The organism is Pseudomonas sp. FYR_7, assembly GCF_043106155.1.
GTDB classification, from domain to species: Bacteria; Pseudomonadota; Gammaproteobacteria; order Pseudomonadales; family Pseudomonadaceae; genus Aquipseudomonas; species Aquipseudomonas parafulva_B.
The window spans coordinates 70,181-96,518 of the sequence record NZ_JBICMI010000017.1; the positions used below are offsets into that span (position 1 = coordinate 70,181).

27 protein-coding genes are annotated in these 26,338 nt (G+C 62.7%); 14 read left to right on the forward strand and 13 right to left on the reverse strand.

The annotated features are described in order from the left end of the window. Positions 1–2: 2 nt before the first annotated feature. Together gatA and gatC are read right to left on the reverse strand one after the other, a co-directional pair. Complete coding sequence (gene gatA / locus ACF8R3_RS04040; protein ID WP_392515016.1) at positions 3–1,454, reverse strand: Asp-tRNA(Asn)/Glu-tRNA(Gln) amidotransferase subunit GatA; 1,452 nt, start codon at positions 1,452–1,454, stop codon at positions 3–5. Between the two features lie 15 nt (positions 1,455–1,469). After that, complete coding sequence (gatC, locus tag ACF8R3_RS04045; protein WP_023533299.1) at positions 1,470–1,757, reverse strand: Asp-tRNA(Asn)/Glu-tRNA(Gln) amidotransferase subunit GatC; 288 nt, start codon at positions 1,755–1,757, stop codon at positions 1,470–1,472. 206 nt (positions 1,758–1,963) lie between these two features. Here gatC and mreB point away from each other — a divergent pair, with 206 nt between their 5' ends. The 8 genes from mreB to tldD all read left to right on the forward strand — a co-directional run bounded on the left by mreB (position 1,964) and on the right by tldD (position 13,103). Then, positions 1,964–3,001: a rod shape-determining protein MreB gene (mreB, locus tag ACF8R3_RS04050; protein WP_003255163.1), complete on the forward strand. Its 1,038-nt coding sequence runs from the start codon at positions 1,964–1,966 to the stop codon at positions 2,999–3,001. A gap of 206 nt (positions 3,002–3,207) precedes the next feature. Next, positions 3,208–4,239: a rod shape-determining protein MreC gene (gene mreC, locus ACF8R3_RS04055; RefSeq protein ID WP_230384360.1), complete on the forward strand. Its 1,032-nt coding sequence runs from the start codon at positions 3,208–3,210 to the stop codon at positions 4,237–4,239. After that, a complete protein-coding gene (gene mreD / locus ACF8R3_RS04060; protein WP_058637491.1) occupies positions 4,239–4,727 on the forward strand; it encodes a rod shape-determining protein MreD in 489 nt (162 codons plus the stop codon). The genes mreC and mreD overlap by 1 nt, the downstream gene beginning before the upstream one ends. A 33-nt stretch (positions 4,728–4,760) precedes the next feature. Beyond that, complete coding sequence (locus tag ACF8R3_RS04065; RefSeq protein ID WP_058604401.1) at positions 4,761–5,390, forward strand: nucleoside triphosphate pyrophosphatase; 630 nt, start codon at positions 4,761–4,763, stop codon at positions 5,388–5,390. 55 nt (positions 5,391–5,445) lie between these two features. After that, positions 5,446–6,903, forward strand: coding sequence for a ribonuclease G (rng, locus tag ACF8R3_RS04070; RefSeq protein ID WP_058604402.1), 1,458 nt, complete (start codon positions 5,446–5,448; stop codon positions 6,901–6,903). A gap of 82 nt (positions 6,904–6,985) precedes the next feature. Continuing rightward, the gene (locus ACF8R3_RS04075) at positions 6,986–10,795 is read left to right on the forward strand and encodes a YhdP family protein (protein WP_392515018.1); all 3,810 of its coding nucleotides are present in this window, start codon (positions 6,986–6,988) and stop codon (positions 10,793–10,795) included. Between the two features lie 14 nt (positions 10,796–10,809). Continuing rightward, a complete protein-coding gene (locus ACF8R3_RS04080; RefSeq protein ID WP_058604404.1) occupies positions 10,810–11,661 on the forward strand; it encodes a carbon-nitrogen hydrolase family protein in 852 nt (283 codons plus the stop codon). Positions 11,662–11,663: 2 nt separating this feature from the next. Further along, positions 11,664–13,103, forward strand: a complete 1,440-nt coding sequence (tldD, locus tag ACF8R3_RS04085) for a metalloprotease TldD (RefSeq protein ID WP_058604405.1) — start codon at positions 11,664–11,666, stop codon at positions 13,101–13,103. 35 nt (positions 13,104–13,138) lie between these two features. On the opposite strand, the gene yjgA is transcribed toward tldD, so the two are convergent. Beyond that, positions 13,139–13,660, reverse strand: a complete 522-nt coding sequence (yjgA, locus tag ACF8R3_RS04090; protein WP_058637496.1) for a ribosome biogenesis factor YjgA — start codon at positions 13,658–13,660, stop codon at positions 13,139–13,141. Positions 13,661–13,769: 109 nt separating this feature from the next. On the opposite strand from yjgA, the gene pmbA reads away from it, so the two are divergent. The 6 genes from pmbA (at position 13,770) to ACF8R3_RS04120 (ending at position 19,014) form a co-directional block, all read left to right on the forward strand. Then, positions 13,770–15,116, forward strand: coding sequence for a metalloprotease PmbA (gene pmbA / locus ACF8R3_RS04095; protein WP_144964403.1), 1,347 nt, complete (start codon positions 13,770–13,772; stop codon positions 15,114–15,116). Positions 15,117–15,275: 159 nt separating this feature from the next. Then, a complete protein-coding gene (locus ACF8R3_RS04100; RefSeq protein ID WP_058637550.1) occupies positions 15,276–15,695 on the forward strand; it encodes a hypothetical protein in 420 nt (139 codons plus the stop codon). Next, on the forward strand, positions 15,670–17,046 hold the full coding sequence (locus tag ACF8R3_RS04105; protein WP_196127358.1) for a lyase family protein: 1,377 nt from the start codon (positions 15,670–15,672) through the stop codon (positions 17,044–17,046). Before ACF8R3_RS04100 ends, ACF8R3_RS04105 begins: the two co-directional genes overlap by 26 nt. Positions 17,047–17,073: 27 nt before the next feature. Next, positions 17,074–17,502, forward strand: coding sequence for a hypothetical protein (locus ACF8R3_RS04110; protein WP_392515020.1), 429 nt, complete (start codon positions 17,074–17,076; stop codon positions 17,500–17,502). A gap of 1 nt (position 17,503) precedes the next feature. Then, positions 17,504–18,115 (forward strand): superoxide dismutase, encoded by a 612-nt coding sequence (locus tag ACF8R3_RS04115; RefSeq protein ID WP_392515022.1) that lies wholly within the window; start codon positions 17,504–17,506, stop codon positions 18,113–18,115. 11 nt (positions 18,116–18,126) lie between these two features. Then, complete coding sequence (locus ACF8R3_RS04120) at positions 18,127–19,014, forward strand: ZIP family metal transporter (RefSeq protein ID WP_392515024.1); 888 nt, start codon at positions 18,127–18,129, stop codon at positions 19,012–19,014. A gap of 85 nt (positions 19,015–19,099) precedes the next feature. On the opposite strand, the gene ACF8R3_RS04125 is transcribed toward ACF8R3_RS04120, so the two are convergent. The 10 genes from ACF8R3_RS04125 to ACF8R3_RS04170 all read right to left on the reverse strand — a co-directional run bounded on the left by ACF8R3_RS04125 (position 19,100) and on the right by ACF8R3_RS04170 (position 26,112). After that, positions 19,100–19,372 (reverse strand): HPr family phosphocarrier protein, encoded by a 273-nt coding sequence (locus tag ACF8R3_RS04125; RefSeq protein WP_058637501.1) that lies wholly within the window; start codon positions 19,370–19,372, stop codon positions 19,100–19,102. A 19-nt stretch (positions 19,373–19,391) separates the two neighbouring features. Continuing rightward, positions 19,392–20,246, reverse strand: a complete 855-nt coding sequence (rapZ, locus tag ACF8R3_RS04130; protein ID WP_058637502.1) for an RNase adapter RapZ — start codon at positions 20,244–20,246, stop codon at positions 19,392–19,394. Between the two features lie 2 nt (positions 20,247–20,248). Beyond that, positions 20,249–20,713 (reverse strand): PTS IIA-like nitrogen regulatory protein PtsN, encoded by a 465-nt coding sequence (gene ptsN / locus ACF8R3_RS04135; RefSeq protein WP_027913742.1) that lies wholly within the window; start codon positions 20,711–20,713, stop codon positions 20,249–20,251. Positions 20,714–20,725: 12 nt separating this feature from the next. Then, a complete protein-coding gene (gene hpf, locus ACF8R3_RS04140; RefSeq protein WP_058604411.1) occupies positions 20,726–21,034 on the reverse strand; it encodes a ribosome hibernation-promoting factor, HPF/YfiA family in 309 nt (102 codons plus the stop codon). Positions 21,035–21,115: 81 nt separating this feature from the next. Further along, positions 21,116–22,609: an RNA polymerase factor sigma-54 gene (locus ACF8R3_RS04145; RefSeq protein WP_058637503.1), complete on the reverse strand. Its 1,494-nt coding sequence runs from the start codon at positions 22,607–22,609 to the stop codon at positions 21,116–21,118. A 175-nt stretch (positions 22,610–22,784) separates the two neighbouring features. Further along, entirely contained in the window at positions 22,785–23,510 is a 726-nt protein-coding gene (gene lptB, locus ACF8R3_RS04150) for an LPS export ABC transporter ATP-binding protein (RefSeq protein WP_058604413.1), read from the reverse strand. Next, positions 23,511–24,035, reverse strand: a complete 525-nt coding sequence (gene lptA / locus ACF8R3_RS04155) for a lipopolysaccharide transport periplasmic protein LptA (RefSeq protein ID WP_058637504.1) — start codon at positions 24,033–24,035, stop codon at positions 23,511–23,513. It abuts the gene before it with no gap. Continuing rightward, on the reverse strand, positions 24,022–24,594 hold the full coding sequence (gene lptC, locus ACF8R3_RS04160) for an LPS export ABC transporter periplasmic protein LptC (RefSeq protein WP_196127360.1): 573 nt from the start codon (positions 24,592–24,594) through the stop codon (positions 24,022–24,024). Before lptC ends, lptA begins: the two co-directional genes overlap by 14 nt. A 7-nt stretch (positions 24,595–24,601) precedes the next feature. Next, the gene (gene kdsC / locus ACF8R3_RS04165; protein WP_392515026.1) at positions 24,602–25,126 is read right to left on the reverse strand and encodes a 3-deoxy-manno-octulosonate-8-phosphatase KdsC; all 525 of its coding nucleotides are present in this window, start codon (positions 25,124–25,126) and stop codon (positions 24,602–24,604) included. An 11-nt stretch (positions 25,127–25,137) separates the two neighbouring features. Then, positions 25,138–26,112, reverse strand: coding sequence for a KpsF/GutQ family sugar-phosphate isomerase (locus tag ACF8R3_RS04170; RefSeq protein ID WP_058637505.1), 975 nt, complete (start codon positions 26,110–26,112; stop codon positions 25,138–25,140). Between the last annotated feature and the right edge of the window lie 226 nt (positions 26,113–26,338).

The window sequence follows — 26,338 nt, forward strand, 5'->3', positions numbered from 1 at the left end:
CCTCAGAAGCCGTTAGGGGCGCGGGTGTGCCAATCGGTCACCTGCTGGTAGCGATGGGCTACGTTGAGCAGGCGGCCTTCCTGGAAGTAGGGCGCCAGCAACTGCACGCCCACCGGCAGGCCATCGACGAAGCCGGCTGGCATCGAGAGGCCTGGCAGGCCCGCGAGGTTGGCCGTGATGGTGTAGACGTCCTCGAGGTAGGCGGCAACCGGATCGCTGCTCTTGGCGCCCAGTTTCCAGGCCGGGTTGGGGGTGGTCGGGCCGAGAATCAGGTCGACGTCCTTGAAGGCAGCCATGAAGTCGTTCTTGATCAGGCGGCGAATTTGCTGGGCCTTCACGTAGTAGGCGTCATAGTAGCCCGCCGACAGGGCGTAGGTGCCGACCATGACCCGGCGCTGCACTTCGGCGCCGAAGCCTTCGCCACGGGAACGCTTGTACAGGTCGGTCAGGTCCTTGGGCGCTTCGCAGCGATGACCGAAGCGAACACCGTCGAAACGCGACAGGTTCGAGGACGCTTCTGCCGGGGCGATCACATAGTACGCCGGGATGGCGTGCTGCATGTTCGGCAGGCTGATTTCCTTGACCACCGCGCCGAGCTTTTCCAGTTCCTTGACGCTGGCCTGTACGAGGTCGGCAATGCGCGGGTCCAAACCAGCACCGAAGTACTCCTTCGGCAGACCGATGCGCAGCCCTTGCAGCGAATCACCCAGGGTGGCGCTGTAGTCGGGAACCGGCTCCTCGATGCTGGTCGAGTCCTTGGCGTCGAAGCCGGCCATGCCTTGCAGCAAAAGCGCGCAGTCCTCGGCCGTGCGGGCCAGCGGGCCGCCCTGATCCAGGCTTGAGGCATAGGCGATCATGCCCCAGCGCGAGACGCGCCCGTAAGTGGGCTTGAGGCCGGTGAGGTTGGTCAGCGCGGCCGGCTGACGGATCGACCCGCCGGTGTCGGTGCCGGTGGTCACCGGCAACAGGCGCGCGGCTACGGCAGCGGCCGAGCCGCCGGACGAGCCACCAGGTACGTGCTCGAGGTTCCAGGGGTTCTTCACCGCGCCGTAGTGGCTCGATTCGTTGGCCGAACCCATGGCGAACTCGTCCATGTTGGTCTTGCCCAGCGTCACCATGCCGGCTTCGGCAAGCTTGGCCACCACGGTGGCGTCATAGGGCGCCTTGAAGGTATCGAGCATCTTCGAGGCGCAGCTGGTGCGCACGCCCTGTGTGCAGAACAGGTCCTTGTGGGCAATGGGCGCGCCCAGCAATGCCCCGCCTTCGCCAGCGGCACGGCGGGCATCGGCGGCACGTGCCTGGCCCAGGGCCAGCTCGTCGGTCACGGTGATGAAGCTGTTGAGCTGTGGGTCGAGCTGCTTGATACGGTCCAGCAGGGCGCTGGTCAGCTCTTCGGAGGAAAACGACTTGTCGGCGAGTCCGCGGGCGATCTCGGCCAGGGTCAATTGATGCATGGCAGGCTCTATCCCTTACTCGATGACTTTCGGAACCAGGTACAGACCGTTCTCGGTCTGCGGGGCGACGGCCTGATAAGCGTCGCGCTGGTTGTGCTCGGTGACCTGGTCGGGGCGCAGGCGCTGGCTGGCCTCCAGGGGGTGAGCCAGGGGTTCGATGCCGGCGGTGTCCACCGCTTGCATCTGGTCGACCAACCCGAGGATGCTGTTCAAGGCGTCGGTAATGCGTGGCAGTTCGCCATCATTTAGGCCCAGTCGGGCCAGATGGGCGATCTTTTCCACGTCGCAGCGTTCAAGCGCCATGGGGATCTCCAGAAGGATAGAAAGAACGGATTCAGTGTCCGCAATGAGGAACATGTCAGCTTTTTGGCGGTCCAATGGCCGCGATCATCGGCTGGCATGCTCGGAAAAACAGCCAATTTAACATATTGGCTCCTTGCCCAAAATCCCTGCCATTGTTAGAGTTTGCCGCACTTTTTTACCCACGCTTTCCCCAGGGTCACTTTCCCATGTTCAAGAAACTGCGTGGCATGTTTTCCAGCGATCTGTCCATCGACCTGGGTACTGCCAACACCCTAATTTACGTGCGTGAGCGCGGTATCGTCCTGAATGAGCCCTCGGTTGTTGCCATCCGTACCCATGGCAATCAGAAAAGCGTCGTCGCCGTCGGTACCGAAGCCAAACGCATGCTGGGCCGTACGCCTGGCAACATCGCAGCCATTCGTCCGATGAAGGACGGCGTGATCGCCGACTTCAGCGTCTGCGAGAAAATGTTGCAATACTTTATCAACAAGGTTCATGAGAACAGCTTCCTGCAGCCCAGCCCTCGCGTGCTGATCTGCGTGCCGTGCAAGTCCACCCAGGTTGAGCGCCGCGCCATTCGCGAGTCGGCCCTGGGTGCAGGTGCCCGCGAAGTGTTCCTGATCGAAGAACCCATGGCCGCTGCCATCGGTGCCGGCCTGCCGGTCGAAGAGGCCCGTGGCTCCATGGTCGTCGACATCGGCGGCGGTACCACCGAAATCGCGCTGATCTCGCTCAACGGCGTGGTGTATGCCGAATCGGTGCGTGTGGGTGGCGACCGCTTCGACGAAGCCATCGTGACCTACGTGCGCCGTAACTACGGCAGCCTGATCGGCGAATCCACCGCCGAGCGCATCAAGCAGGAAATCGGTACTGCCTACCCGGGCGGTGAAGTGCGTGAAGTCGATGTCCGCGGCCGTAACCTGGCCGAAGGCGTACCGCGTGCGTTCACTCTGAACTCCAACGAAGTGCTCGAAGCGCTGCAGGAGTCGCTGGCGACCATCGTCCAGGCGGTCAAGAGTGCCCTGGAGCAATCGCCACCTGAACTGGCTTCCGACATCGCCGAACGTGGCCTGGTGTTGACCGGCGGCGGCGCACTGCTGCGTGACCTGGACAAGCTACTGGCCCAGGAAACCGGGCTGCCGGTCATCGTCGCCGAAGACCCGCTGACCTGTGTCGCACGCGGGGGCGGTCGAGCCCTGGAAATGATGGATAAGCACGCAATGGACCTGCTCTCGAGCGAGTGACGCTTACTCGCTGCTCGTGAGCCCCGGTTTACAGGTAGCACGCACAGTGCTACCTGTATGTGCTGGCCGGTGCCCGTTTGGGTGCCTCATCCATCAATTCGCAACCAGGCTGGTGCCTTGTCCCATGTCCAATGACTTCCTGAGTCGTCCACGAGGAACGGCCCATTAAACCGCTTTTCTCCAAGGGCCCCTCGCTGGGCGTTCGCCTGCTCGTCCTGGTGGTGGTGTCGGTCGCGTTGATGGTCGTCGACGCGCGCTTCGACCTGCTCAAGCCTGTCCGCAGCCAGATGGGCCTGGTGCTCATGGAATCGTACTGGATCACCGACTTGCCGCAACGCGCCTGGCAAGGGGTGGCGGGCCAGTTCGGCAGCCGCAACGAGCTGATTGCCGAAAACGAGAAACTCAAGACCGAGGCCCTGCTGCTGCAAGGCCGCCTGCAGAAGCTGGCGGCGTTGACCGAGCAGAACGTGCGCCTGCGGGAGCTGCTCAATTCCTCGGCGCTGGTCGACGAAAAGGTCGAAGTTGCCGAGTTGATCGGTGTCGACCCCAACCCCTTCACCCACCGCATCCTGATCAACAAGGGTGAGCGCGATGGCGTGTTTCTCGGTCAACCGGTGCTCGACGCCCGCGGCTTGATGGGGCAGGTGGTCGAACTGATGCCCTATACCTCGCGGGTCTTGCTGCTCACCGACACCACCCATAGCATTCCCGTGCAGGTCAACCGCAACGGTTTGCGCGCCATCGCCAGCGGTACCGGTAACCCTGAGCGCCTCGAGCTGCGCCATGTGGCCGATACGGCGGACATCAAGGAAGGCGACCTGCTGGTCAGCTCCGGCATGGGCCAACGTTTCCCCGCCGGTTATCCCGTGGCCACCGTCAACGAGGTGATCCACGATTCCGGCCAGCCATTCGCCATCGTGCGCGCCATCCCCACCGCGGCGCTCAACCGTAGCCGTTACATGCTGCTGGTGTTCAGCGACCGGCGCACGCCCGAGCAGCGCGCCACCGATGCCGCGATTGCCCAGGAAGAAGCGGACCGCAAGGGGGGGGCGGTTCCTGCTCAGGGTACTGGTACGACCGGTCAAGGCACGCCTGTGAACGGCACGCCCGCAAACACCGCCCCTGCCGCGACCCCTGCGCCTGCCACCCAGCCCGGTATGCCTGCAACGGCGCCTGCTGCACAGCCTGCAAGCCCGGCCGCAGCACCCGCTGTGCCCACTCAACCCCGGAGGCAGTGATGGCCGCATCGCGCCGCAACAATGGTTGGGTCATCTGGCTGACGTTTGTCGTCGGCCTGCTGCTCAGCGTCTCGCCCATGCCGCAGTTCATGGAAGTCTTTCGCCCCATGTGGCTGGCGTTGCTGGTGTCGTTCTGGACCTTGAACGTGCCGCACAAGGTCGGCATGGCCACAGCGTTCATGCTTGGCCTGGCCGAGGACGTGCTGTACGGCACCCTGTTGGGGCAGAACGCGTTGATCCTCACCCTGATCACATTCCTCGTGCTGTCCCTGCAACAGCGCCTGCGCATGTTCCCCATGTGGCAGCAAAGCCTGATCATTCTGGTGGTCTTCGGCATTGCGCAGTTGCTTCAGCTGTGGCTCAGCGCCCTGACCGGCAACCGCCTGCCAACCCTGGCGCTGGTCTGGTCGGCCGTGATCAGCGCGCTGCTCTGGCCATGGATCAGCTTTGCCTTGCGCGATCTTCGCCGACGCTTGCACATCAATTGACGGCTTGGTGGCCGCTGACAGGGAGATGTCCGAATGACCCCGCTATACCTGGCTTCCGGCTCTCCACGGCGGCGTGAGCTGCTGACGCAGATCGGTGTGCCCTTCAGGGTGGCCAGCGCGCCCATCGATGAAACCCCGCTGCCTGGCGAAAGCGCAGAGGCGTATGTGCAGCGCCTGGCCAAAGCCAAGGCTGCAGCCGGTCGCGCCAGTCTCGAACCTGCCAAGATGGCGAACGCAGGCGCTGTGGTGCTGGGCGCTGACACGGCCGTGGTGCTTGACGGCCGTATTCTCGGCAAGCCCGAGCACCGTGACGACGCGCTTGGCATGCTGGCCCGGTTGTCTGGCCGCGAACACCAGGTGTTGACGGCAGTGGCGCTCGATGACGGCAAGCGTGTGGAGAGCCTGTGTGTCAGCAGCACTGTCCGCTTTCGCCTCATCGACCAGCAGGAAGCCCAGCGCTACTGGGCCAGCGGCGAGCCGGCGGACAAAGCGGGCGGCTATGCCATTCAAGGGCTGGGCGCGGTATTCGTCACCGGGCTGGTGGGCAGCTATTCGGCCGTGGTCGGTCTGCCATTGAGTGAAACGGCACAGTTGCTCGAGCGCTTCGGCATCGCTTGCTGGCAACCGGCGGCCTCGACACCTGAGGTGACACGCCCGCAGTAGCCAGCACCGTTTGCGCCATCCATCATTAGAACAAGACCCTGGACGAGAACCTGCCATGAGCGAAGAGATCCTGATCAACATCACCCCGATGGAGTCACGCGTGGCGGTGGTGGAAAACGGGGTACTGCAGGAAGTGCACGTCGAGCGCACCCAGCGTCGCGGCATCGTCGGCAATATCTACAAGGGCAAGGTGGTCAGGGTGCTGCCCGGCATGCAGGCGGCGTTCGTGGACATCGGGCTGGAACGGGCCGCATTCATCCATGCCTCGGAAATTTCGCAGCGCGAAGGCTCGGCGGTGGAAAACATCACCGCCCTGGTCCATGAAGGCCAGGCGCTGGTGGTGCAGGTCACCAAGGACCCCATCGGCAGCAAGGGCGCGCGGCTGACCACCCAGTTGTCGATCCCGTCGCGCTACCTGGTCTACATGCCCCGCAGCAGCCACGTGGGCATTTCGCTCAAGATCGAGGACGAGGCCGAGCGTGAACGCCTTAAACGCGTGGTCAGCGACTGCGTAGACAGCGAGAACATACAAGGGGCCGGCGGCTTCATCCTGCGCACCGCCGCCGAGGGCGCGCGGGCTGAGGAAATCCTGCAGGACATCCGCTACCTGCGACGGTTATGGGAGCAGATCGGGGCGCAGATCAAGACCTGTGGCGCACCCCTGGTCATCTACGAGGACCTGGGCCTGGCGCTGCGTACCCTGCGCGACCTGGTCAACCCGAAGATCGAAAAAATCCGCATCGACTCCCGGGAAACCTTCCAGCGCACCACGCAGTTCGTGCAAGAGCTGATGCCTGAAATCGCCGACCGTCTCGAACACTACCCAGGCGAAAGGCCTATCTTCGACCTGTACGGTGTCGAAGACGAAATCCAGCGCGCCCTGGATCGCAAGGTGCCATTGAAGTCGGGTGGGTACCTGGTGGTCGATCCGGCCGAGGCGATGACCACCATCGACGTCAACACCGGCGCTTTCGTGGGCCACCGCAACCTGGAAGAAACCATCTTCAAGACCAACCTGGAGGCCGCCACCGCCATTGCCCGGCAACTGCGGCTGCGCAACATCGGCGGCATCATCATCATCGACTTCATCGACATGGAGGACGAGGATCACCAGCGCCAGGTGCTGCGAACGCTGGAAAAACAGCTGGAGCGCGACCACGCCAAAACCAACATCATCGGCATCACCGAGTTGGGCCTGGTACAGATGACCCGCAAGCGCACCCGGGAGAGCCTTGAGCAGGTGCTGTGCGAACCGTGCCAGGCCTGCCAGGGACGAGGCAAGCTCAAAACCCCCGAAACCATCTGTTACGAGATTTTTCGCGAAATCCTGCGTGAAGCCCGCGCCTACCAGGCTGAAGGCTATCGCGTGCTGGCCAATCAGAAGGTGGTTGATCGCCTGTTGGACGAAGAGTCTGGCAACGTGGCTGAACTCGAGGCCTTCATCGGGCGAACCATTCGCTTCCAGGTCGAGTCGATGTATTCGCAAGAGCAGTATGACGTGGTGCTGCTCTGAGGCCTGCTGAAACCCGACGCGCTTCGGTCGGCGTGGCGAAAACGGTACCACGGGCCATTATGCATATACGACCTGGAGGGCCATGGCCATGGGACGTCTAAGCCGCGTTCTGAGTGTCCTGACCCGTTGGGGGCTGGGGGCTTGCGCCTTGCTGCTTATCGCAGTGGCGCTGTACGCAAGCCTCGGCCGGGCCTTGGTGCCGCTGGTGGCCGAGTACCGCAGCACGGTGCAGGCCAAGGTCGCCGAGGCACTGGGTGTGCCCGTGCACATCGGCGCGCTCCAGGGCCGCTGGAGCAGGCTGTCACCGGTGCTGACCGTACACGACCTGCAAATCGGTGAAGGCGCCACGGCCTTGCGGCTCGATGACGTCATCATGGTGCCGGATGTCTGGGGCAGCCTGGTCGCACGTCAAGTGCGCCTGGCGCGCATCCAGCTGGCCGGCCTGCAACTGATCGCCCGCGAGGATGAAACCGGCAAGTGGAAGCTCGAGGGCCTGCCCAAGCAGGACGACGCACCGCTGCAACCCGAACAATTGCTCAAGGACCTGCGCCGGCTCGGGCGGGTCGATGTGTTCGACAGTCAGGTCACCCTGCACGCCTGGCAGCGTGATCCGCTGACGCTGACCTATGTCAGCGCAGGCTTGCTGGCAGGGCCTTCGCGGCAATCGCTGGACCTACGGGCAACCTTGCCAGATGGCCAACCCCTGACGCTGAGCGCGCGCAGCCGCGCTTCGGCCGAGGCCTGGCGTGACGCGCAGGTAGACGGCTACCTCAACCTGCCGCACAGTGACTGGGCGCGCTGGTTGCCGCCTCGGCTGTTGGGGCAGTGGCATGCCCAGGTGCTTCAGGCTGGCGGCGAGGCCTGGTTCGACTGGCGCGACCGCCAGTTGCACCAGGGCGCCGTACGCCTGAATGCGCCGCACCTTGAAGGGGCCTATGACACGCGCAAACCGGCCAAGGTAGACAATCTGGCCCTCAATGCCTGGTTCGAGCGGCAGGATGAGGGCTTCGACGTCGTTGTCGACTCGCTGGCGATGGACCTTGGCGACACGCATTGGGCGTCGCGGCTGCGGTTGAGGCAGCGCAACGGTGCTGCGCCGGCTGATGAAAGCTGGCAGGTGCAGGCCGATCGTCTGGAGCTGACCCCCCTCACGCCGTTGATCCACGCCTTGACGCCCATGGGCCAGCAGGCGCTGGCGGTGGTCGATGGCCTCAATGTCACAGGTGCCTTGCGCAACGTGCAACTGACGGCCCGGCCCCATGCCGACGGTGATCGCCGGTTGGCGTTCGAAGGCAACCTGGAGCGCGTGGGTTTCGATGCGTATCACGGTGCCCCGGCTGCCGGTAACGTGAATGGCAGCATCAGCGGCGACCTTGGGCACGGCGAGCTGCGTCTGGATACCGACGCGTTCATGCTGCACCTGGATCCGATCTTCGCCAAACCCTGGCACTACCAGAAAGCCAATGCGCGCCTGACCTGGACGCTGGACAAGGCAGGTTTCACCCTGATTGCCCCTTATCTGAAGGTCGTGGGCGAGGAGGGCAACATAGCAGGCGACTTCCTCATCCGCCTGTTGTTCGAGCAAGGCCGTGAAGACTACATGGACCTGCGTGTCGGTCTGACCGATGGCGATGGCCGCTACACCGCCAAGTACCTGCCTGAGGTATTGAGCCCGGCCCTGGACCAATGGCTGCGCAGCGCAATCGTCAAAGGCAGCGTCGACCAGGGTTATTTCCAGTACCAAGGCTCGCTCAATCACGGTGCCAGGCCCGAAGCCCGCAGCATCAGCCTGTTCTTCAAGGTTCATGATGCCACCTTGGACTTCCAGCCCGGCTGGCCACAGGTACAGCATGTGGACGGGGACGTGTTCATCGAGGACAGCGGTGTGCGCATCAAGGCACAACGCGGCGTGCTGCTCGATACCAAGGTCAGCGACGTGAACGTCGACATTCCACATGTGGAAGGCAACGGTGACAGCCACTTGCACTTGGACGGCAATTTCGACGGTGGCCTGGTGGACGGGCTCAAGATACTCAAGCAAGCGCCCATCGGCACCCATGAGATCTTCGCCGGATGGGAAGGCGAGGGCCCCCTCAAAGGCAAGGTCAAGCTGGACATACCGCTGGCCCATGGGCAGCAGCCCAAGGTAAAGGTGGATTTCGCCACGCGCGATGCGCGGCTCAAGATCGCTTCGCCTGAGCTTGAGCTCACGCGCTTGAAGGGCGACTTCAGCTTCGACTACGACAAGGGCCTCAGTGGCAAGGGCATTTCCCTGCAGGCATTCGGCAAGCCGGTCACTGCGCAGATCGCGGCTGAAGGCGAACCGGGGCAGATGCAGACACGAATCAGTGCCAACGGTCGGGTTTCGCTGCAGGCGCTGACCCAATGGCTGCATTTCGACCAGTCACTGCCAGCCTCGGGGCAGCTGCCGTACCAGCTGCAGTTGAGCATTGGCGCACGTGAAAACCTGTTGAGCGTCGATTCGGACCTCAAAGGCCTGTCGATCGACCTGCCGGCACCCTTTGGCAAAGCGCCCGCCGACAGCCGGGCCAGCCGTTTCAGCATGAACCTGCAAGGCGCGCAACGGCGCATCGACGCCGCCTACACCGATCTCGCCCGGCTGGCCTATGTAGCACCCGCCGAGCACCTGGACCAGGGTGCTGGCGAGTTGCTGCTTGGCGCTGGGCAAGCGCAGCCTCCTGGCGGGCGCGGCCTGCGCGTTCGTGGGCACCTCGATACCCTGGACCTTGAGCCTTGGCAGGCTCAGGCGCAGAAGCTCGGGGGCGACGATCCCGGCGGCAGTGCGCGGCAGACTTTGCAGAGCGTGGACCTGAGCATAGGAACCCTGAAGGCTTACGGTACGGAACTGAACCAGTCGAGGGTGCGCCTGGCACGTGGGTCGGCGGCCTGGGACGTGCGCCTGGACAGTCGGCAGGTGGTGGGTGACGCGCGCGTGCCAGACGCCGAAGGCGCCCCTATCGTCGTGCGGCTGCAAACCTTGCGCCTGCCTGCAGGCAATGCCGACCAGGCGCAGGACGAAGACGGCGCCGATCCGCTGGCGTCCTTCGACCCGCGCAAGGTGCCGCCGCTGGACGTGCGCATCGATAGGTTCTACCGCGGTGACGATCTGTACGGCAGCGCTGCGATCAAGCTGCGCCCGACCCGTACCGGGGTGAATGCCAGCGACATCGATCTGAACCTCAAGGGGCTGCGTATCGACGGCAGCGGTGGTTGGGATGGCGCTGGCGGCACGAGCTGGTACAAAGGCCGCGTGCAGGGCAAGCAACTGGGCGATGTGCTCACGGCCTGGGGCTTTGCCCCGACGGTAACCAGCCGGGACTTTCGCATGGACGTGGACGGGCGGTGGCCGGGATCCCCGGCGGCGATCAGCCTGAAACGCTTCTCCGGCAGCCTCGATGCGGTGCTGCACAGCGGGCAGTTCGTCGAGGTAGACGGTGGGGCGCAAGCGTTGCGGGTATTTGGCTTGTTGAACTTCAACGCCATCGGCCGGCGCTTGCGCCTGGACTTCTCCGACCTGTTCGAAAAGGGCCTGGCCTACGACCGGCTCAAGGGGCTGCTGGTGGCCAGTGAAGGGGTCTACGTAACCCGCACGCCGATCAAGGTCACCGGCCCGTCGAGCGATTTCGAACTCGATGGTACGCTGGACATGGTGCGTGAGCGGGTCGCTGCCAACCTGCAGGTCAGCCTGCCGGTCACCAACAACCTTCCCCTGGCAGCGTTGATCGTCGGCGCTCCGGCCGTGGGCGGCGCACTGTTCCTGGTCGACCGCCTGATCGGCGACCGGGTGTCGCGCTTTGCCAGCGTGCATTACCGGGTAGTTGGGCCGTGGAAAGAGCCTAAGATTACCTTTGTGAAACCATTCCAGAAATAGCGTCAGGAGGGTCGATGAAGGCTGCGGTAATCCAGATGGTCAGCCAGGATGATGTGCAGGGTAACCTGCGTCAGGCGAGCAGGCTTCTGGAGCAGGCGGCTTCAGGTGGCGCCAGGCTGGCTGTGCTGCCAGAGAACTTCGCTGCCATGGGGCGTGCAGACGCTGCGGCCATCGGCCGCGCCGAGGCCCTTGGCGAAGGCCCGATCCTGCCCTGGTTGAAACGCGTGGCCTGCGACCTCAGGTTATGGATTGTCGCAGGCACCATTGCCCTGCCACCGGATGGTCAGCCCCGGGGCAAGCCACATGCCTGCTCGTTGCTGATCGACGAGCATGGGCAGCAGGTGGCGCGGTACGACAAGTTGCACCTGTTCGATGTGGATGTTGCCGACAATCGTGGCCGTTATCGTGAATCCGATGACTATGCCCCAGGTGCGCAAGTGGTGGTTGCCGATACGCCGGTCGGGCGGTTGGGCCTGAGCGTGTGCTACGACCTGCGCTTTCCCGAGTTGTACAGCCAGCTGAGGGCAGCCGGGGCGGAGCTGATCAGTGCACCGTCGGCCTTCACGGCGGTGACTGGGGCGGCGCATTGGGACGTGCTGATCCGCGCACGCGCCATCGAGACACAATGCTACATGCTGGCCGCAGCCCAAGGCGGGCTACACCCCGGCCAGCGCCAGACCCACGGCCACGCGGCGATCGTCGACCCATGGGGGCGCATCGTGGCGCAACAGGCGCAAGGCGAGGCGGTACTGCTTGCCGAGCGCGACAGTGACGAACAGGCGTCCATTCGGGCGCGCATGCCGGTGATCGATCACCGGCGCTTCTTCTCGCAGGGCGCATTGCGGCCTGCGCACACCTCGGAGTGACTATGAGCCAGATGTTATCCACCGTCAGCGAGCAGCTCCTGACCCCAGGCGGCTTGACCCTGGACAGCCTGCAAAGTGTGCTGGGTGAATTGGCCGGCCCTGGCATCGACGCCGCCGACCTGTATTTCCAGGGCCAGATTTCGGAAACCTGGGCGCTGGAGGATGGGATTGTCAAAGAGGGCAGCTTCAACCTCGACCAGGGGGTCGGTGTTCGTGCCCAGGCCGGCGAAAAAACCGGTTTCGCCTACAGCAATGCCATCAACCTCGAAGCCTTGACCTCTGCCGCGCGCGCCGCGCGGTCGATTTCCCGTGCCGGGCAGAACGGCACGGTCCAGGCGTTTCGTGCCCAGGACGTGACCACGCTCTACCCGGCGGATAACCCATTGGACGTGCTCAGCCGTGCCGAGAAGGTCGAGCTGCTCAAGCGTGTCGATGCCGCCACCCGCGCGCTGGACCCGCGTATCCAGCAGGTCAGCGTCAGCATGGCGGGCGTCTGGGAGCGAATTCTGGTCGCGGCCGCCGACGGCAGCCTGGCGGCCGACGTGCGGCCCCTGGTGCGCTTCAACGTCAGTGTCATCGTCGAGCAGAACGGCCGTCGCGAACGCGGCGGGCAGGGCGGCGGCGGGCGCACCGACTATCGCTTCTTCACTGAGGAGCGAGTAATGGGCTATGCCCGCGAAGCACTGCGCCAGGCGTTGGTGAACCTGGAGGCCGTTGCCGCGCCTGCCGGCACCTTGCCCGTGGTGTTGGGGCCTGGCTGGTCCGGCGTGCTGCTGCACGAGGCGGTCGGCCATGGCCTGGAAGGCGATTTCAACCGCAAGGGCAGTTCGGCATTCAGCGGCCGGATAGGCCAGAAGGTCGCGTCCAGCCTCTGCACCATCGTCGATGATGGCACCCTGGAAGGTCGGCGTGGGTCCTTGAGCGTGGACGACGAGGGGACGCCAACCGAGTGCACCACCCTGATCGAAAACGGCGTGCTCAAGGGGTACATGCAGGACAAGCTCAACGCGCGCCTGATGGGCATGGCGGTGACGGGCAACGGTCGGCGGGAATCCTATGCCCACTTGCCGATGCCGCGCATGACCAACACCTACATGCGAGCCGGTGAGAGTGACCCACAGGAAATCATCGCTTCGGTGAAGAAGGGCATCTACTGCGCGAATTTAGGTGGCGGGCAGGTGGACATCACCAGCGGCAAGTTCGTGTTTTCGACCAGCGAGGCCTACCTGATCGAGGATGGCAAGATCACCGCACCGGTCAAAGGCGCGACCTTGATTGGCAATGGCCCGGAGGCGATGAGCCGTGTGTCGATGGTCGGCAACGACCTGTCGCTCGACAGTGGGGTAGGCACATGTGGCAAGGACGGGCAGTCCGTGCCGGTCGGAGTAGGCCAACCGACCTTGAAACTCGATGCGATCACGGTGGGCGGTACCGGGGCGTGAGGGTCGGCTGGGGCCGCATGGCGGCCCCGCCGCGATCAGCGCAGCCCGCGCTGCAGCTCGTCCAGATCGCGAATGTACTTGAACACCTTGCGCGAAGCGGCAGGGGGTTTGTTCCTGGCCTTCTCGTGCTGGGCATGGCGCACCAGCGAGCGCAACTGCTGGCGGTCGGTCTCCGGGTATTCGTTGACGAACCGTTCGAGGTCCTCGTCGTTGCCGTCGATCAACCGATCACGCCAGCGTTCAAGACTGTGGAAACGCTCGTTGTACTGGCGAGTGGAGCTGTCCATCTGTTCCAGCAGGGCATGAATGGCGTCCAGGTCCTGGACACGCATCAGCTTGCCGACGAACGACATGTGGCGTTTGCGAGCCCCATGTGCGGTGTGCTTGCTGGCTTCGGCCAATGCCTTGCGCAGTTCATCGGTCAAGGGCAGGCGCGCCAGGGTATCGGCCTTGAGGGTGGTGAGCCGCTCGCCGAGTTCGACCAGCGCATGCAGTTCGCGCTTGATCTGGGTTTTGCTTTTTTCGCCGTCGAAGGCGTCGTCGTTTGAATCAACCATGGTGGCAGTCCGCTAAAGATCGCCGCCATGATAACCAGTCGGGGGCCGCTTGTCCGGCCCGGCCGTTGAATGGCCCTTGCCGAACGCAGAATTCTGAGTGGAGAAAACCATGAGTGCAGTCCAGAGTATCGGCCCGAACGATCTGCCAGCCTTGCAAGAGCAGGTCGAAGCGATCATTGCCGAGGCCCGCCGCCAGGGCGCCAGCGCCTGCGAGGTGGCGGTGTCGCTGGAGCAGGGCCTGTCCACCACGGTCCGCCAGCGCGAGGTCGAGACGGTAGAATTCAACCGTGACCAGGGCTTTGGCATCACCCTGTACGTGGGGCAGCGCAAAGGCTCGGCCAGCACCTCGGCCAGTGGTCCGGATGCCATTCGCGAAACCGTTGCAGCCGCGCTGGCCATTGCCAAGCACACCTCCGAGGACGAATGCGCCGGGCTTGCCGACGCCGCCCTGATGGCCCGCGATATCCCGGACCTCGACCTTTATCACGACTGGAACCTGGAGCCGGAGAAGGCCATTGAAATGGCCTTGGCATGCGAAGCTGCGGCCTTCGACGCTGATCCTCGGATTCTCAATGCCGATGGCACCTCGCTCAACACCCACCAGGGGTGCAGGGTGTATGGCAACAGCAACGGCTTTGTCGGTGGCTACGCCTCCACGCGTCACAGCCTGAGCTGCGTGATGATCGCCGAGGGCGATGGGCAGATGCAGCGTGACTACTGGTACGACGTCAATCGCCAAGGCCACCTGCTGGCTGACCCGCGCAGTATCGGCATCCGTGCCGCCCAACGCGCTGCCAGTCGCCTGGGCGCACGGCCGGTGCCGACCTGTGAGGTGCCGGTACTGTTCTCGGCCGAATTGGCAGGCGGGTTGTTCGGCAGCTTCCTGTCGGCGGTTTCCGGTGGGAACCTGTACCGCAAGTCCTCCTTCCTGGAGGGCGCCCTCGGCCAACAGTTGTTTCCAGCCTGGCTGACCTTGGACGAGCGCCCTCACATTCCGCGCGCATTGGGCAGCGCAGCCTTCGATGGTGATGGCCTGGCGACCTATGCCAAACCGTTCGTGGACAAGGGCCAATTAGTGTCCTACCTGCTCGGTACCTACTCAGGACGCAAACTGGGTCTGCCCAGCACCGCCAACTCAGGCGGCGTGCACAACCTGTTCGTCACCCATGGCAGTGACGACCAGGCGGCATTGATCCGGCGCATGGGGCGCGGCCTGCTGGTTACCGAATTGATGGGGCATGGCCTGAACATGGTGACAGGGGACTATTCCCGGGGCGCGGCTGGTTTCTGGATCGAGAATGGGGAGATTCAGCACGCTGTCCAGGAAGTCACCATCGCGGGCAACATGAAGGACATGTTCCAGCAGATCGTGGCCATTGGCAGCGACTTGGAGACCCGTAGCAACATTCACACAGGCTCGGTGCTGATCGAGCGGATGATGGTTGCTGGCAGTTGATCCTTTTCATTTGAGACCGTGGGGCCGCTGTGCGGCCCATCGCGGCGGTCCTATCTATTAACGGCAAAAAATCAATCAGCGGATACTCAATACCATCTACCGGTTGAACTGATTCTATTTATCAATTAATAATGAATATCATTTCAAAGCTACACGATGATGATGTTCATGACTACCGCCCTCCGCGAACTGCCCTATCTCGAAAACTGGCGCTGGCTCAGTCGCCGAATCCGCTGTGCCCTCGAGCCCGATGAGCCGCGCCTGATCGAACATTACCTGGCGGAAGGGCGTTACCTGGTGTGCTGCACCCAAACGTCCCCCTGGACCGTGGCATTGACGTCCTTTCGCCTGCTGCTCGATACCGCCTGCGACCGCATGTTGCCTTGGCATTGGCGCTGCCAGTGCCTGGATCAAGCCTGGCGGCCACTGTTGATCCTGCGCAACCTCGACCGGCAGGAGCAGAACCAACGCTGGCAGCCCTATGCCCTGCAACTGGCCAATTGCCGTTTGCTGCCCTCGATTTCCCCCGATGAATTGATGCAAGGATCCGATGATGACCAATACCCGCATCGAGCGTGACAGCATGGGCGAGTTGCACGTGCCGGCAGACGCGCTGTACGGCGCGCAGACCCAGCGTGCGGTCGACAACTTCCCCATCAGTGGCCAGCGCATGCCTGGCCAGTTCATACGCGCGCTGCTGCTGGCCAAGGCAGCGGCGGCCAACGCCAACGTCGAACTGGAGCAGTTGTCCGCGCAGCAAGGCCAGGCGATCGTCACGGCGGTACAGCAACTGCTGGCAGAAGACTTCAGCGTGCATTTCCCGGTCGATGTGTTCCAGACCGGTTCCGGGACCAGTTCCAACATGAACGCCAACGAAGTGATTGCAACGCTGGCCAGCCGGGGCTCAAGCGAGGCGATCAATCCCAATGATCACGTCAATTGCGGGCAGAGCAGCAACGACATCATTCCGACCACCATTCATGTCAGCGCCGCCCTGGCGCTTCACGAGCAACTGCTGCCAGCGCTAAGCCACCTCGTGCAGGTGATCGAAGCCAAGTCGGTCCAGGTTCGTCCGTATATCAAGACAGGCCGCACGCACTTGATGGACGCCATGCCTGTGCGCATGAGCCAAGTGCTCGATGGTTGGGCGGCGCAGGTCACCGGGGCCAAGGCGCATATCGAGGCCACCTTGCCCAGCCTGCAGGCCCTGGCCCAAGGGGGCACGGCCGTAGGCACCGGCATCAATGCCCACCCTGATTTCGCCGCCGGCTTCGCCCGTCACCTCAGCGCGCTGACTGGCGTAGCGTTTCGCCCTGCCCAGAATCTGTTTGCGGTAATCGGCTCCCAGGACACTGCCGTTGCACTATCCGGCCAGCTCAAGACCACGGCGGTGGCGCTGATGAAGATCGCCAACGACCTGCGCTGGATGAACTCAGGGCCATTGGCGGGCCTGGGTGAAATCGAGCTGCAGGGCTTGCAACCCGGCTCTTCGATCATGCCTGGAAAGGTCAACCCGGTGATTCCTGAAGCCACCGCCATGGTCGCCGCCCAGGTTATCGGCAATGACGCAACGATCGCGGTAGCGGGTCAGTCCGGCAACTTCGAGCTCAACGTCATGTTGCCGGTCATTGCCCGTAATCTGCTCGAAAGCATCGAACTGATGGCCAATGCCAGCCGGTTACTGGCAGACAAGGCCATTGCCACATTCAAGGTCAATGAACACAAACTCAACGAGGCGCTGGCGCGCAACCCGATCCTGGTCACGGCGCTGAACCCGATCATTGGTTACCTCAAGGCAGCCGAAATCGCCAAGGCCGCTTACGCGCAAGGGCGCCCCATCATTGATGTGGCGCTCGAACACACCGACCTTTCCCGTGATCGGTTGCAGGCCTTGCTGAACCCGGAAAAGCTGACCGCCGGTGGTATCTGATGGGTGAAATGGCCCTGGAGGCTCGTCATGCAGCACTGGAAACGCATCACGCAAATCGCCAATCACCTGTTCTCGCAAGGTGAGCTGGTGGACGCTCGCGAACACTACCTCCAGGCCCTGGCATTGGCCCAGGTGCTGTTCACGCGCTGGCAGGATGCCGATGAAGCCGTGGCCTCATTGGTGATTGCGCATCACAACCTGGCCAACTTGCACCTGCGCCTGCAGCAGCCCCATGAAAGCGCCGATTACCTGTGCGCCGTGCACCAACGGCTATTACAGGCCAGTCAGGACGTGTGCCTGCCACCGGCGCTGCGTGATGCAGCACTGCGCCACAGCGCCCGCACCTATACCGAGTTGTTGAGTTTCATCGCCGAACATGGCCAGTACCCGCGCACCGAGCACCTGCTCAATCGGCACAGCGCCTGTTCACTTCAACCTGCCCACGGAGTCCATTGACATGCCCCATGCATTGCCTGTACTGCCCTATGCCTACGATGCGCTGGAACCGCACATCGACACGCAGACCATGGAAATCCATCACACCAAGCATCACCAGACGTACGTCAATGGCCTCAACGCAGCGGTCGAGAACAGCGAATGGGCCGACTGGCCTGTGGAAAAACTGGTGGCGGCGGTCGAGCAGTTACCTGAAAAGATGCGAGGCGCCGTGATCAACCATGGCGGCGGACATGCCAACCACAGTCTGTTCTGGACGGTGATGTCCCCCCGTGGTGGAGGTGAACCCCAGGGCGAGGTAGCCCGTGCCATCGAGACACAATTGGGTGGCTTCGAGGCATTCAAGGAAGCCTTCACCAAGGCCGCTCTGACCCGCTTCGGCAGTGGCTGGGCCTGGCTCAGCGTTACACCGCAGCAGACCCTTGTGGTCGAGAGCAGCGGCAACCAGGATAGCCCGTTGATGCACGGCCATACGCCGATTCTCGGCCTGGACGTCTGGGAGCACGCGTACTACCTGAAGTATCAGAACCGTCGGCCTGAGTACATTGGCGCTTTCTACAACGTCATCGACTGGGCGCAAGTGAACCGCCGCTACCTCGATGCCATGAAATGAGCCAGGCAGGCATGCGCCCCGAAGTGATGTCCGTCAACAGCGTGCGCTTGTTCAGGCTGGCGCTTGGCACCCTGTTGCTGCTGGCCGGCACCGCGTTGCTGGTGGCGCGCGCACTTGCCTGGCTCGACCTGGACCCACGTATGTTGCGGGCGTTGGAGGGCGGCGCGCTATGCGCATTGGGGACGGCCCTGGGTGCGGTCCCCGTACTGGTAGTTCGCACCATGCCCGTGGCGCTGGCGGACACCCTGTTGGGCTTTGGTGCTGGCGTCATGCTGGCGGCCACGGCCTTCTCGCTGCTGGTGCCTGGGCTGGAGGCCGCTCAGGCAATCGGCTTTGGTGCATGGGGAGCCGGCGCCCTCATCAGCGCGGGCCTGCTGACAGGCGCGCTGTGCCTTTATCTGGTGGACTTGAAACTCTCGGCAGGCTCACCCTCAGGGCTGACCTCTGGCGAACCGGTCATCGCCTCGCGCGTGTGGCTGTTCGTGTTCGCCATCATCGCCCACAATATTCCAGAGGGTATGGCCATAGGCGTATCAGCGGGCGGGGGCATGGCAGACGCCGATAGCCTGGCAATGGGCATCGCCTTGCAGGATGTACCGGAGGGGCTGGTCATTGCGCTGGTACTTGCCGGCGCAGGCATGTCACGCTTCAAGGCCTTTCTCATCGGCGCCGCCTCCGGTCTGGTGGAGCCAGTGGCGGCCGTTATCTGCGCCTGGCTTGTGAATGTGGCGCAACTGCTCTTGCCGCTGGGCCTCGCCTGCGCTGCAGGTGCGATGCTGCTGGTCGTGACCCAGGAAATCATCCCCGAATCACGCAGCCACGGTAATCACCGCCTGGCCAGCCTGGGGCTGTGCATCGGTTTCTGCCTGATGATGGTGATGGATACTGCGCTGTCCTGAAGCGCCCGCGAGACTTCGGGCGCAAGGAGGAGGGTGGCGCACTTGGCGACGGTCGATGGAAACGCGTGCTGGCCGTGCTGAGGGTTCACTCCCCCTCGTCGAAATAGTTGTTGATCAACTCGACCAGTGCCTCCATGGCTTCACTGTCCTGCTCGCCTTCGGTATGCAGGTAGACCTGAGTGCCTTTGCCCGCCGCCAGCATCATGACCCCCATGATGCTCTTGCCATCGACCAGCTTGTCCGGTGCACGACCCACCCTGACCTGGCAGGGAAAGCGACCGGCCACCCCGACGAATTTGGCTGCCGCCCGGGCATGCAGACCCAGTTTGTTGATGATGGTGATTTCGCGGGCGGGCATGAGCTGGCGGATCCTTGGGCTAGAGGTCGCGGTGGCGAACCTGGACGTTTTTCAAAGATTGCTGGAGCAACTGGCCCAGCCGTTCGGTGAGGTACACCGAGCGATGATGGCCGCCAGTGCATCCGATGGCGATGGTGACATAGGCACGGTTGCTGGCGGCGAACCGTGGCAGCCACTTGAGCAGGTAGCTGGAAATGTCGGTGAACATCTCTTCGACGTCCGGCTGGGCGGCGAGGTAATCAATCACGGGCTGTTCAAGGCCGGAGTGCCCGCGCAGCTCTGGCTTCCAGTAGGGGTTGGGCAGGCAACGCACGTCGAACACCAGGTCGGCATCGACCGGCATACCCCGCTTGAAGCCGAATGACTCCACTAGAAAAGCCGTACCCGGCTCTGGCTTGTCCAACAGGCGTAGTTTGATCGAGTCGCGCAACTGATAGAGATTCAGGCGGGTGGTATCGATCTTGAGGTCGGCCAGATCGGCGATCGGCCCCAGCAAATCCCGTTCGACGCGGATCGCCTCGGCCAGTGAGCGATCAGCATTGGTCAACGGGTGGCGCCGGCGGGTTTCGGAGAAGCGCTTGAGCAACGTGTCTTCGTCGGCATCGAGGTACAGCACGTCGCACTGGATGTGACGGGCACGCGCTTGTTCAAGCAGTTCGGGAAAACGCGACAAATGGCTCGGCAGGTTACGCGCGTCAATCGATACGGCAACCTTGGGCTGCGGCAACTCGGTGTTGAGCAACGCGCTTTCCGCCAACTGCGGCAGCAACCCGGCGGGCAGGTTGTCGATGCAGTAGAACCCGTTGTCTTCAAGGACATCGAGGGCCGTGCTCTTACCGGAGCCTGACCGGCCACTGACGATGATCAAGCGCATGTTCAATGCTCGTTCTGCACGTCCAGGACGACCTGGAACAAGGCCTCGCTGCTCTGGGCTGCACGCAAGCGATCACGAACGTCCTTGCGATCGAGCATGCTGGCTATCTGGCGCAGCAGTTCAAGATGGGCGTCGGTGGCCGCAACCGGAACCAGCAGAACGAAAAGCAGGTCCACGGGCGCGCCATCGATCGCGTCATAATCAATAGGCGCGTCGAGGTGCAGAAGGGCGCTGACCGGTGAGGAGCACCCTTCAAGGCGGCAATGGGGAATGGCGATGCCATTACCGAAACCGGTAGAGCCCAACTTTTCGCGGGCCACCAGTTTTTCGAAGACGTCTTGCATTTCAAGTTCAGGCACTTGATCGGCAATCAGGGTGGCGACCTTTTCAAGGGCGCGCTTCTTGCTGCCGCCCGGCACGTTCACGAGGGAACGGCCGGGGGTCAGGATGGTTTCAAGTCGGATCATGGATGAGGGGGATCAGCGGGCTGCTGCACCTTGCAGCAGGCTTTGCTGTTTTTCCTTGTGTTTTTTCAGTTGGCGGTCGAGCTTGTCGGCCAAGGCGTCGATCGCTGCATACATGTCTTCGTGTTCGGCGTTGGCTACCACTTCACCGCCAGGAATCTGCAAGGTCGCTTCGACCTTCTGCTGCAGCTTCTCGACTTTCATGATGACCTGCACGTTAGTGATCTTGTCGAAGTGACTCTCCACGCGGGCGAGCTTTTCGAGCACGTAATCGCGCATTGGCTGGGTGACTTCTACATGCTGTCCACTGATATTGACTTGCATACAGCTTCTCCTTTTGTTGCCCGTGCATCAAAGAGGCAGGTGTTGCACCTGCCACACAAACGCGGTGGCACATCTCAGGGGCTACATCAATCGCTTGCGCTCGCTCGAGGGTGCGATACCCAGGGACTCGCGGTACTTGGCGACGGTGCGACGGGCGACCTGGATGCCTTGTGCCTCCAGTAAACCAGCGATCTTGCTGTCACTCAATGGCTTTTTCTGATTTTCCGCCGCAACCAGTTTCTTGATGATCGCGCGGATCGCCGTGGACGAGCATTCACCGCCCTCGGAGGTGCTGACGTGGCTCGAGAAAAAGTATTTCAGCTCGTAGATGCCACGCGGCGTGTGCATGTACTTCTGGGTGGTGACCCGGGAAATGGTCGATTCGTGCATGCCCACGGCTTCAGCGATGTCGTGCAGCACCAGCGGCTTCATCGCCTCGTCGCCGTGGTCCAGGAAGCCGCGCTGGTGCTCGACGATCTGCGTAGCCACCTTCATCAAGGTTTCGTTACGACTTTGCAGGCTCTTGATGAACCAGCGGGCTTCCTGCAGCTGGTTGCGCATGAAGGTGTTGTCGGCACTGGTGTCGGCGCGGCGCACGAACCCGGCGTATTGCGCGTTCACGCGCAGACGTGGCACCGCCTCCTGGTTCAGTTCCACCAGCCATCGCTCGCTGTCCTTGCGCACGATCACATCCGGCACCACGTACTCGGGCTCGCTGGACTCGATTTGCGACCCTGGGCGGGGGTTAAGGCTCTGCACCAGTTCGATGACCTGGCGCAGCTCGTCTTCCTTGAGTTTCATGCGGCGCATGAGCTGGCTGTAGTCGCGGCTTCCCAGCAGATCGATGAAGTCGCTGACCAGGCGCATGGCCTCGGTCATCCACGGGGTGCTGGCCGGCAGCTGGCGCAGTTGTAGCAACAGGCATTCGCCCAGCGTACGGGCGCCCACACCGGCAGGTTCGAATTGCTGGATGCGGTGCAGCACTGCCTCGACTTCGTCCAGCTCGATGTCGAGCTCGGGGTCAAACCCTGCACAAATCTCGTCCAGGCTGTCTTCCAGGTAGCCCTGGTTGTTGATGCTGTCGATCAAGGTGACTGCAATGAGCCGGTCGGTGTCGGACATCGGGGCAAGGTTCAACTGCCACAGCAGGTGGCTTTGCAAGCTCTCCCCAGCCGAAGTGCGGGTAGTGAAATCCCACTCGTCGTCGTCATTGCTCGGCAGGCTGCTGGCGCTTGTCTGGTAGATGTCTTCCCAGGCGGTGTCGACGGGAAGCTCGTTGGGAATGCGTTCGTTCCACTCGCCGTCCTCGAGGTTCTCGGCGCTGGCAGTGGTTTCCTGGAAGCTGTTGTCCTGAACGTCGCTGGTGGGTTTGTTCTCGGCGTTATCCGCCATGGGGTCGGTGTTGTCGAAGTCGTCGCCGTCTTCCTGGCGCTCGAGCATCGGATTGGACTCCAGGGCTTCCTGGATTTCCTGCTGAAGGTCCAGGGTGGAAAGCTGGAGCAGGCGGATGGCCTGTTGCAACTGCGGTGTCATCGTCAGTTGCTGGCCCATTTTTAGGACGAGCGATGGTTTCATGGCAGATGCTTTGTACCTTGTTCGCCGGCGCACATGCGCCTTCCACTACACGAGGGCGCCGGGGCGCCATTTCAAGCAAGATTTATGCCTTAAATTGTAGCGTTTGCCTAGAGCACTGTAACAACTTGGCCCAACTTGTGGGCGTCTTTGTCCGTGCCCAAGGCGCGCGTCTTGATCAAAGCCTGAACTCGTGCCCCAGGTAAACTTCTTTCACCAGGTCATTGGCCAGGATGGTCTGGGCATCGCCCTCGGCGATCAGGCGACCGTCGTTGACGATGTAGGCCGTTTCACAGATATCGAGCGTTTCACGCACGTTGTGGTCCGTGATCAGCACACCGATGCCCTTGGCCTTGAGGTGATGAATGATCTGCTTGATATCGCCGACCGAAATCGGGTCTACGCCTGCGAAGGGCTCGTCGAGCAGAATGAATTTTGGCGCGGTTGCCAATGCCCGCGCAATCTCGACCCGTCGGCGCTCACCACCGGACAGGCTCATGCCCAGGTTGTCGCGAATGTGGGTGATGTGGAATTCCTGGAGCAGACTTTCGAGCGCCTGGCGCTGGCCCTCGCGGTCGAGGTCCTTGCGGGTTTCCAGGATCGCCTTGATGTTGTCGGCCACAGTCAGCTTGCGGAAGATCGACGCTTCCTGCGGAAGATAGCCGATACCGGCCTGGGCGCGACCGTGCATGGGCTGGTGGCTGACATCGAGGCTGTCGATCAGCACGCGCCCCTGATCGGCCTGAACCAGGCCGACGATCATGTAGAAGCACGTGGTCTTGCCGGCGCCGTTGGGGCCGAGCAGGCCGACGATCTGACCGCTGTCGATCGACAGGCTGACGTCTCGCACGACCTGGCGGCCCTTGTAGCTCTTGGCCAGGTGCTGGGCTTTGAGGGTTGCCATTTACTCGGCCTTCTTCTTGGGCTGGATCACCATGTCGATGCGCTGACGCGGCGTGGTTACGTTGCCACCCCGACCGGCAGTGGCCACTTGTGTCTGGGTGTTGTAGACGATTTTCTCGCCTTCGGTGGTGTTGCCTTCGTTCTCCACCTTGGCTCGGTCGGTGAGTACCACCAGGTCTCTCTGGGCCTGGTACTGGATGGTAACGCCCCAGCCTTTCATCTTGTCCGCCTTGGACGCGCTTTGTTGCTGCTCGAAATAGGCCAGGTTGCCCACCGAGGTGACCACGTCGATATCGCCACCGTTCGTGCGAGTGATGGTCACGGTGTTGCCTTTGATCATCATCGAGCCCTGGGTGATGATCACGTCACCGGTGTAGGTGGCCACGCCTTTCTTGTCGTCCAGGTGCGCATTGTCGGCCTGGATGCGAATCGGCTGGTCACGGTCATTCGGCAGGGCGAGGGTGCTCGCGCTTCCCAGTGCTGCGCTCAGGCTGAGCAAAAGGGGGAGGGTTTTAACGAGCCTCATACTGTCCTCTTACGTTAGAGAGCAGGTCCATCCTGCCTTCTTTCAGGTACGCTTTCATTCCTTTGCCCGTGGTCGTCCCACCGGCGCCGTCGATTCTAACGGCTTGCTCGGTCTGCGCATATTGCTTCTGCGGGAACACGGTCATGCGCGAGCTGGTGATTATGGTCTCACGCTTCTGTTCGTCAGTGCGGGCAACCCGCACATTGTCGATCAACTCGACCTCGCTGCCATCGGGGTTGACCTCGGCGCGGGTGCTTTGTACATGCCACGGAAACGCCGTGCCGCGGTACAGGTGCAAGTCCGGCGTGGTCAACATCGTGACCTCGCTGGCCTTGAGATGTTCGACTTTGTCGGCGGTCATTTCGTACTGGAGCTTGCCATCCGGCAGAAACTGGACGCTGTGGGCGTTGATGGCGTAGTAGTCGATGGCGCTTTCGTCGACCTGGGCGACTGGCTTCTCCAGGAAGCTCTCCGGGCTGACGTTCCAGTAGCCGACGGCCACCAGCAGGGCCGCGATGGCCCCGAGCAGCACGATGTTTCTGGCTTTCTTGCTGAACATGGGCAACCTACAGGTAATTGGCGTTGGCAGCATCCAGGGTGCCCTGGGCCTGCATGATGAGTTCGCAGAATTCGCGCGCGGCACCTTCGCCCCCGCGGGCCTGGGTCACGCCGTGGGCGTGTTCGCGCACGAACGGCGCCGCATTGGCCACGGCCATGCCCAGTGCTACCCGACGAATGACTGGCAAGTCCGGCAGGTCGTCGCCAAGGTAGGCCACCTGATCATAGCTCAGGCCCAGTTCGGCGAGCAGGCTGTCGAGCACCACGAGTTTGTCCTCGCGCCCCTGATACAGATGCGCGATACCCAGGTTCTTCGCCCTGCGCTCGACGACCGGTGTCTTGCGTCCGCTGATGATCGCGGTGGTGACGCCTGATGCCATCAGCATCTTGATGCCATGCCCGTCGAGGGTATTGAAGGTCTTGAACTCGCTGCCGTCCTCAAGAAAATAGAGGCGCCCGTCGGTGAGCACGCCATCGACGTCGAAGACCGCCAGTTTGATGGTCTTGGCGCGTTGTATCAGATCCTGATTCATCGTGGAGCTCCTCACAGTACGCCAGCGCGCAGCAGATCGTGCATGTTCAGGGCGCCGGTGGGGCGGTCGTGGGCGTCCACCACCACCAATGCGCCAATCTTGTTGTCTTCCATGATTTTCAGTGCCTCGGCAGCCAGCATTTCAGCCCGCGCAGTCTTGCCGTGTACCGTCATCACCTCCTCGATCAAGGCGGTGCGCACGTCGATGTTGCGGTCCAGGCTGCGGCGCAGGTCGCCGTCGGTGAAGACGCCGGCCAGGGTGCCATCGTTTTCGATGATCACGGTCATGCCCAGGCCTTTGCGGGACATCTCGAGCAGGGCGTCCTTGAGCAGCGTGCCGCGCGTGACCCTGGGCAGGTCGTCGCCGGCATGCATCACGTTCTCGACCTTTAGCAGCAGCCTGCGTCCAAGTGCACCGCCGGGGTGCGAGAAAGCAAAGTCTTCGGCCGTGAACCCGCGTGCTTCGAGCAGGGCGATGGCAAGGGCATCCCCCAGTACCAGCGAGGCGGTAGTAGAAGATGTGGGTGCCAGGTTCAGCGGGCAGGCTTCCTGGGCGACGCTGGCGTCAAGGTTGACGTCGGCGGCCTGGGCCAGGGAAGAGGCCGGGTTGCCGGTCAGGCTCACCAGCTTGATGCCCAGGCGCTTGATCAGTGGTAGCAAGGTGATGATTTCGGCAGTGCTGCCGGAGTTCGACAGCGCGAGAATCACGTCGTCGCGGGTGATCATGCCCATGTCGCCGTGACTGGCTTCGGCCGGGTGCACGAAGAAGGCTGGCGTGCCGGTGCTGGCCAGGGTGGCGGCGATCTTGTTGCCGATATGCCCGGACTTGCCCATGCCGACCACCACGACCCGGCCCTTGCTGGCCAGGATCAGCTCGCAGGCCTTGACGAAGTCGTCGCCGATACGCTCGATCAGGGCCGTGACGGCCTCGAGTTCCAGGCGCAGGGTGCGCTGGGCGGATTGGATCAGCTCGCTGGATTGGCTCATGTCGAAAAAGCAGTGTCTGATAAAAAGGCGGCGATTATAGCGGTAATGATTGAAACCCTCACGCTTTCGATTGTCGTAGGCAATATCCCCAAACGCTGTCGACTAGCTGAACAGCGGGCGGTACGGCCTTGGGGCGGCGTTCAGAGCGGTGTTATAGTTCGCGGCTATTCGGCCTGGCCCGGGGCGTGTGCCTTCCCGATGAAGGCTGACGTCCACTAGGACAGGG